The sequence below is a fragment of the uncultured Acinetobacter sp. genome (assembly GCF_947624825.1).
In the GTDB taxonomy this organism is placed as follows: domain Bacteria; phylum Pseudomonadota; class Gammaproteobacteria; order Pseudomonadales; family Moraxellaceae; genus Acinetobacter.
Genome location: NZ_CANQLZ010000083.1, coordinates 1 through 7,611 on the forward strand (window position 1 = coordinate 1; position 7,611 = coordinate 7,611).

The window sequence follows — 7,611 nt, forward strand, 5'->3', positions numbered from 1 at the left end:
CAAATCATAGATATTCCCCTCGATGAAAAAACAGGCCGTCTCAACGCCAGAGGAAAATACGGGGGAGGTGGCCTATTAAGTAAGTGGCAGGACGAGGCCGCGAAAGCCGTCGAACACCTTGGAATAAAACGAGGACTAAAAGGCTCTAAGGCCGAGCATACAAAGGTAAAGCAAATCTATAAAGCCATGAGCTTAGCCGACAAACAAGCGCCCAAAGTGCCAGCCAGACCCAAAAAACCCGCCCCACTCACTGGGAGCCGCCCACTTTTTGGCGCGGCACGAACCGCGTATGACAAAGAGGCCGACAGATACAAAAAAGCCAGAGCTAAATATGAGAAAGACCTAAAGGTTTATCGGGCAGCACGCAAAGCCCTCGATGACCACAACGCCGCCGTTGCCGCTACCGTGGGTCTGCAAGCCCTAGAGAATCGAAAACTCAAGCGCCAGACGGGAAAGCAGGCCTACCAAGCCGACACCCTCATCGCCGCCTTAGACGAAGAACGCGCTAGCCGCATCTCTATGGCGGACATGCTGCGCTTTATTCCCCTTGGCGAGGTGCTGACCCGCCTTTATGGGGCCACAAAAGAAGCCTCCACCAGCGGCAGTACCAGTTACACACTCAAGGACGGCTCAACCATCAGCATTGCCGCTGCCCGTGAGGGTGGCGAGGTGTTTTACAACACGGCCACCGAAAGCGGTGGCAGGGGCGCTATCAACCTTATCCTGGCCCTTGATGGCTGCGAGTACAGGGAAGCCATCTATAAACTCGGTACGACCTTTGGCGAAGCCTCTGTGGTGGCTGAACACATGGCGGGTCAATGGGAAAAAACTGCCGATGGTATCGCGGAAATGATGGATGACATGGCAAAAGAAAAGGCCGCCGCCAAAGCAAGGGAGGCCCATTTTTTGAAAGTAGCAAAGCAACTGGAAAACACCGAGAAACAACCAGAGCCAGAATCAAGGGAAGAGCCCAATCAAAGCTACCCATCCCTTAGAGGCTAAAAACTGTTTTACACCCAGCCAAAGAAAACAGGTGTTTGGTCGTCTTTTTTCTCGTATGTACCGCTACTACTCATAGTAACCTCCATTAAAAAGCCCCTCCTGATAGCCCTAGGAGGGCTTTTTGTTGTTTAAAGCTGCCATTATCACGTTCGTGATAATCGTTATTACTTTGTGATAATCCCACGCTAAACCGGGTCAATCTGACATTACTCGCATACAGTTTGACGAGTAGTGGAACAAAAAAATTTGTACTTTTTGATCATAAAACTCTCTTAAATAAAAAATACAAATAATGGCATCACGACTAGGCTCTGGGTCAAACAAAGTGATGCCCCAACAAAAAGCCGCCAAATGGATATTATGTATTGTATTTTCATATCGTATCGTAATATCATATTGATACAGATATGATATACAGCACCTTAGGAGCACGATATGGCACGCCTCGGTATCACCTACGAAGAAGTCGCAGCCGCCGCAGAAAGCATCACCGCAAATGGCGAGCATCCCAGTATCCAAGCCATTCGAAACCAACTCGGTACCGGCTCCCCTAACACCATTCACAAGCATTTGAAGCGTTGGCGTGAAAGCCGTCCAGCGCAACTGGTAGCCGCTATAGAACTACCTAAAGCCCTTACACAAGCCTTGCATGACGTCATTCACCAAGCGGCGTCATCTGCTCGAGCTGAGACTCAATTAGCACTTGCCGAAGCACAAGCAGAAGCTGACGAACTCTCTTCAGAAGGTGAACTTTTAGAGACTGAGCGTGACACTCTACTGGATCAGGTGAAGGAAATCACAGTCGAAAACGACAGGCAGCGTCTTCTGTTGGAGCAGCAGGATCAATCGATTACTAAACATCTGGCAGACATTAAGCGAGAACAAGAAGCGGCTGAATTAGCCCGTATTGAAACCGCTAAAAGTCGAGTGGAACTTGAGCAGTTAAGAAAAATGGTGACGGATCTCAACGAGCAGCTGAAAGCCTCGACAGCAGCACTAGAAAGCGCGAAATCCGAAGCGGTAGAAGCAAAGCAGCAGGCCGCCGTAGCGATCACGCAAACCGAATCAGAGCGCGCCAGAGCCGCTGACCTAGCCCAACGTTTGGTTAACACCGAGAAAAACATGGAAACCGCGTTAAAAGCGGCCAGGGAAGCTTCTGAGGCGGCGGCGACTTACCGTGGGCAACTTCAGGGCATGACAGACTATCTAGCCAAGGAAACTAAAAACCGCCCTTAACCCCCTAGCCCAACACGCAAAAAGCCCCACTTGGCTCACTGTCCGAGTGGGGCTTTTTGCGTGTACAAAAGGGCTAGTTTGCAGTGGTTTTCGACATTACTCGCTCTAATGTCAATAGGGGGAAACAGTTTGAACAAATAGAAAAAGGTAATCATTCAAGGAATGATTGAAGCTGATCTACCCAGCCTGTAACTCTTGCTAGATACCATGTCTGGTGTTACTTTTTGGCTGACTCTCTTACGTCTGGCGGCTCTTTACTGCGCTACCTACCATTGGTTTACGGATGAGCATAATATAAGCTCTTGTACTTTTAATATATAAGTCTCCTTTCTCAGGGTAGGCCACTTGGACTTACCAGTATAAAAAGGTTTTAAAAGGCTGTAAATTTATTTAATCAAAAATCAATACAATACCTTTTATAGCAACTCTAACTCTAAATTCTGACTTTCTTCTACTGCACCACCTTCATTCAAGTAGTTTCTAATAATCAGATGCTGAACATTCCTGTTATTTCTGTTTTTAAAACTTACTTGATACGTTTTATCAAACCGATCAATGTTTATATTAGGTTTATCATAAAGACTCTGTATAAAATCAGTGTGTTTAGTGACTAATAACCACTTAGCTTCTGTCCGTAACAAAACTTTGGCTAGCCTCTCCTGATCACTTTGATCGAAGACGTTTTCCGCATAATCACTAAAATCTGTGTCATAAGGAGGGTCCAAAAAGATAAAATCATCTTTGGTATATGTCCCTTTACTCATGAAAATCTCAAAATCTAAGTTATAAACCTCACATCTCCTGTACTTATCTATATTCTTTGGGCTATAGATATAGTCTATCTTTTTACCTAAGTAGTTTTCATTATATGAAATCCCACCATAGGGAACGTTAAATCCACCTGAACTGTTAAAACGAAACATACTGGAATAACAGTAATTTCTTATAAAATAAAAACACGCAATATACAGAGCCTTGTTCTCCACCTTATTGAGTCTGAAAAAGTTGTATACATCCCTGATATAGGTATAAATAGCTGCTTTTAAGGCAGACTTGAAGTTCTTCTCCAGATCCTCGGCGTTCAAAAACCCTCTTTTTTCCTCATGTTTCAATATTCTCTTCACTTTAGAAGCAATATTTTTTTTCATTATTGCTTGTAGGTCTACTGGTACTTCACTAAAGTAACCATATTTTTTAGTGAACGTATCCTCATAGAAGATACTCGAAACTCTATCAGAAAAAACGTTAACATCGGCACCATCATGTCGTTGCTCTATATATTCCATAAATAAATTTATGTTGTTATCAAACAGTAAGCTTGTATCAAGCCATAAGTCATCTATGTTTTTTAAGTATTGCTTAAAGATTTTATTTTCTGAAATAGACAACTTATAAAAATAATAAAGCTCATCATATAAATCATTTATATAGTATTTATTAGCTTCAGTATTTAAAAAAACAGAACCTCCACCTACAAAAGGTTCATAATAGTTATTGATAGAATGAGGAAAATATTCTTTTAATATCAATAGCTCTCTTTCTTTACCGCCTGGCCATTTTAATAAACCAGGAACTCTAAGACTCATCTTCATTTCCTAAGTAACATTCTTTAATTCTAGCTAAAGCATCTAAAATATATTTTGAGTTTTTCTTATACTCATCGATTACTACTTCATATCCTTTTTCACTATCACAAACAAAATTCCAAAAATCCGCACCTATTAGAAGCTCATCCTTACTGAAAAATTGTCTAACTCTACCTTGCTCCCAAGGCTGGCCTTCTCCAAACCTATTGTATGCTGTAGCAAAATAACAAGTAACTTTGGCATCTTCGTTTAACACGTTTTTCAGAATGGCATACTGCTCAAAAATAGCTTCTTTCTCTGATCGTGCTTTCTTATTATCTAAATCACCACCAATCTTCAGCTCTATAATGTAGTGATGCTCATTCTCTTCATCATAAAAGTAATAATCGCTTATATGAGTTTTATAGAACCCCTCTCTATCCAGATCATCAAGAGATCTATAGTGACTAGCCGCCTTCTCTACTAAATCATAGTGAGAGACCTCTGGCTTCATAGGATTGGATCTATTTCTGTAAGCCTCTAAAAGCTTACTAATTTTTTGAGTTTGCTCAGGGTATAAATAGCCAGTAACACTCTTAGTAACCTCAAAGCGCAATTCAGCTATGGAAAGCGCCATCTGTTCTAGCATGTTACCTAAAGAGCTATCTAAAGAACGTACCAAAGAAGTGTAGTACTGAAGCTCAGAGCCTAATGCAGCAATAAAAACGTTATGTATTTTCATGTTTATAGTGCCATTTGGGTTATCCATCTCACTAATATGACGACCACTAAAAATCTGAGCGAAGTTAATAACATTAGACTTTACAATTTGTCGTATAGCTTTTTCTTTATCTACGGTAATATTATCCACAGTCAACCTTAAAAATAATAATAAAGCTGACATTGTAATTGTAATCCTCCCGAAAAAACGGGCGCTTTTTAAGCGCTATGTGCGTATTTATCAAAATTACTACGGAAAAAACGGGATACCCGCCCCATTCATTAAGTCATGGAGCTACCCAAAATGTGAAAAAGCCTATGAAACCCTGAAGCAAACGATTCACACCGATAAAACCAAACGCCGCTATTTGGCTCGCATTGCTGGCGTACCGCTCACACCTGAACTACAAAATGAAACGATGGCGCAAGTCACCCTTAAGCATTTTTTTACGGATTCTCAGATTAAACAGTTTCCATTTGAAGCGGTAGAAAACCCCCATTTTTCCAGCGCTCGATCCATGAAAATCTACAATTTATACGATGTCCTGCAAACGGCACGGCGAAAAAAGATGACTCCACGAATCAAAGAAATAAACTGGCAGGAAGTGGAGCCAAGGCATCATGACAAACTGCTAACTTTGCACGCCTACTTTGTGCGGTATGTAAAAAACCAAGCTGAAAAAGACGGAGTGGCATACCACTAACTTAAAAAAGCCCTTGAATTGCTCATAATCGACGATTTAAGGGCTTTTTCGTATAGATGGTAGCCATTACGTAGAAATACGTAGACAGGCGCTCAAAATCGCGCTAAACGCCTTGAATCTGACATTATCAACATAATGTCAATGAACAGAAGCCGCATCTTGTACCTGCAAAACTACGCGCTGTTTTTCTACCCTCTTACAAAAATCTTAGTCGTTTCAAGTCAAGTGAGGGCTTTTGAAAACCACTTTGCTTTTTATTGCTAAACCGAAAAAACGGTGGCATTTGCACTTTTTTGAGCGCGTTAGCGGCTAGTTGTCCACAGGAGTACTCTTTTTTATTTTTAATACTTTTAAAGCTTTTAAGACCCCTGTAACCCTTATGAACAAACAGTCTTAAGGGCAATACCCCCACGTTTAGTTTGCAATACCCCCACGTTTAGTTTGCAATACCCCCACGTTTAGTTTGCAATACCCCCACGTTTAGTTTGCATAAACCCACATAGAGTGATAACGTGGGGAAATAAAAACAGAGTGGTGAAAATAGTGACCAAGAAAATATCAAAACTTGTAGTCAAAGATAACGCGCTCATTAACGCAAGCTGCAACTTCGATCTGGTTGAGAAGAGGCTAATCCTGCTAGCTATCATAGAAGCTAGGGAGTCAGGAAAAGGTATTAGCGCCAAAGATCCGTTAATAATTCATGCTGAAAGCTACATAAATCATTTTGGTGTACATCGAAATGGCGCATATAAAGCCTTAAAAGATGCCTGTGATGATATATTTTTACGCCAATTCAGTTACCAGAGCTTCAGTGAGAAAGGTAATGTCATCAATCATAAATCCAGGTGGGTTAGTGAGGTTGCTTATATTGAGAATGAGGCCATTGTGCAGCTTATATTTGCCCCTGCTGTGATCCCCCTCATAACTCAGCTTGAAAAGCAGTTCACCAGCTATGAAATAGAACAAATCAGTGAGCTAACCAGTGTTTATGCTATACGTCTCTATGAGCTTGTTATCTCATGGAGAGCAACAGGAAAAACTCCTACTTTTGATGTTTCCGATTTTAGACATAAGCTAGGCGTTGAGCCTGACGAGTATTTGAGAATGGATCATTTCAAAAGCCGTGTCTTAGATATTGCTATCAAACAAATCAATCAACATACCGACATCACTGCTAAGTATGAGCAACATAAGCGCGGACGCTCAATTACGGGTTTTAGCTTTACCTTTAAGCAAAAAAACGCAGAAAAGACCCTCAACACAGCTAAGAAAGGTCGCCAACGCATCACAAAAAAAGAGGCCGAGGAAATGGCTTACCTAGGGGAAAGTTGGCCAGACCTCCTAGCCCGATTAACTAGCCAGTACCACATCATTGATATGTAGCCACAAACTCCGTCTTTTGTTTTTGTTGCTGCCTTTTATCTCTGCCTATCCACCCGTGACGCCTTGCCTTTGGATTAGCTTTTCGGGGCATCGCCCCGCCCCTTAAGTGGAGGGCGCGCAGTAGCGCGCAGCTAACTACAAGACAGGCATCGGCAGTGCCACCTACTTTACGTACCGCCATCGGCAACACATAAAGTAGGTGGCACTGCCCCAGTTAACACAATTTCATCAGGCCAGTTTTTCGGCACGTCTCCCCCTTCGCCAAGGAGCGGTGTTTCGCTCACCTCCCGCCCAATATAAAAATAGCCGCCGATGATAATCGAGCGACTTTTTTATATTAAGGGCGGTCGGTTCGACTCCACACCGACCCCTTGGCTCGCGTGATACGATGCCTTTAAAACTGGCCTGATGCAATTGTGTACACTCACTACACATTTTTTCTTAACGCCCAAGGGCTAAAAAAATATTCCCGTTTCGCGCTGCGCGGCCAGCACAGCGCCTACCCGGATTACCATCACGGAGTCTGCTATGCCGATGTGTGTTTTTCGCATTCATAAGCTCAAAAAATGGCGCGAGATTGGGGCCGCTTCCGCGCACAATCTTCGCACCATTTCCACGCCAAACGCCAACCCAAATGTGAGCAATTTGGTTTTGCGTGGCTCGAACACATCCCCGCGCGATGTCGTAACCGCCGCGCAGGAAAAAACAAAAGACCTCACCATTCGCAAAAATGCGGTGCTCGCTGTTGAGGTACTTTTAAGTGCCAGCCCCAAGTATTTTCGTGAGGGGCGAGAGGAACAATATGGCGTCTATGATGCTGACAAATTACAAGCGTGGCGGGCCGCCATGGAGCCATGGATTACCGAAAAATTCCCCCATGCCGTGTCGATTGTTCTTCATTTAGACGAGGCCACCCCGCACTATCAAATCATAGATATTCCCCTCGATGAAAAAACAGGCCGTCTCAACGCCAGAGGAAAATACGGGGGAGGTGGCCTATT

At 43.0% G+C, this 7,611-nt stretch carries 5 protein-coding genes and 2 pseudogenes; 5 read left to right on the forward strand and 2 right to left on the reverse strand.

All coding sequences use genetic code 11. The features are described 5' to 3' along the window. Together Q0017_RS12710 and Q0017_RS12715 are read left to right on the forward strand one after the other, a co-directional pair. Positions 1 to 1,002: pseudogene (locus Q0017_RS12710) on the forward strand (hypothetical protein); the annotation flags it as partial. 435 nt (positions 1,003 to 1,437) lie between these two features. Beyond that, positions 1,438 to 2,238: a DNA-binding protein gene (locus Q0017_RS12715; protein WP_298147468.1), complete on the forward strand. Its 801-nt coding sequence runs from the start codon at positions 1,438 to 1,440 to the stop codon at positions 2,236 to 2,238. A gap of 416 nt (positions 2,239 to 2,654) precedes the next feature. On the opposite strand, the gene Q0017_RS12720 is transcribed toward Q0017_RS12715, so the two are convergent. Continuing rightward, positions 2,655 to 3,824 (reverse strand): DNA adenine methylase, encoded by a 1,170-nt coding sequence (locus tag Q0017_RS12720; RefSeq protein WP_298147470.1) that lies wholly within the window; start codon positions 3,822 to 3,824, stop codon positions 2,655 to 2,657. After that, the gene (locus tag Q0017_RS12725) at positions 3,814 to 4,707 is read right to left on the reverse strand and encodes a TdeIII family type II restriction endonuclease (protein ID WP_298147474.1); all 894 of its coding nucleotides are present in this window, start codon (positions 4,705 to 4,707) and stop codon (positions 3,814 to 3,816) included. The genes Q0017_RS12720 and Q0017_RS12725 overlap by 11 nt, the downstream gene beginning before the upstream one ends. A 46-nt stretch (positions 4,708 to 4,753) precedes the next feature. Between Q0017_RS12725 and Q0017_RS12730 the strand changes: the two genes are divergently transcribed. From Q0017_RS12730 to Q0017_RS12740, 3 genes and pseudogenes are all read left to right on the forward strand, one after another. Further along, on the forward strand, positions 4,754 to 5,227 hold the full coding sequence (locus Q0017_RS12730; protein WP_298147477.1) for a hypothetical protein: 474 nt from the start codon (positions 4,754 to 4,756) through the stop codon (positions 5,225 to 5,227). 555 nt (positions 5,228 to 5,782) lie between these two features. Next, a pseudogene (repM, locus tag Q0017_RS12735) lies at positions 5,783 to 6,493 on the forward strand (replication initiation protein RepM); the annotation flags it as partial. Positions 6,494 to 7,138: 645 nt separating this feature from the next. Then, positions 7,139 to 7,611: plasmid recombination protein (locus Q0017_RS12740; protein ID WP_298147480.1), on the forward strand; the 473-nt coding region annotated here is incomplete at its 3' end.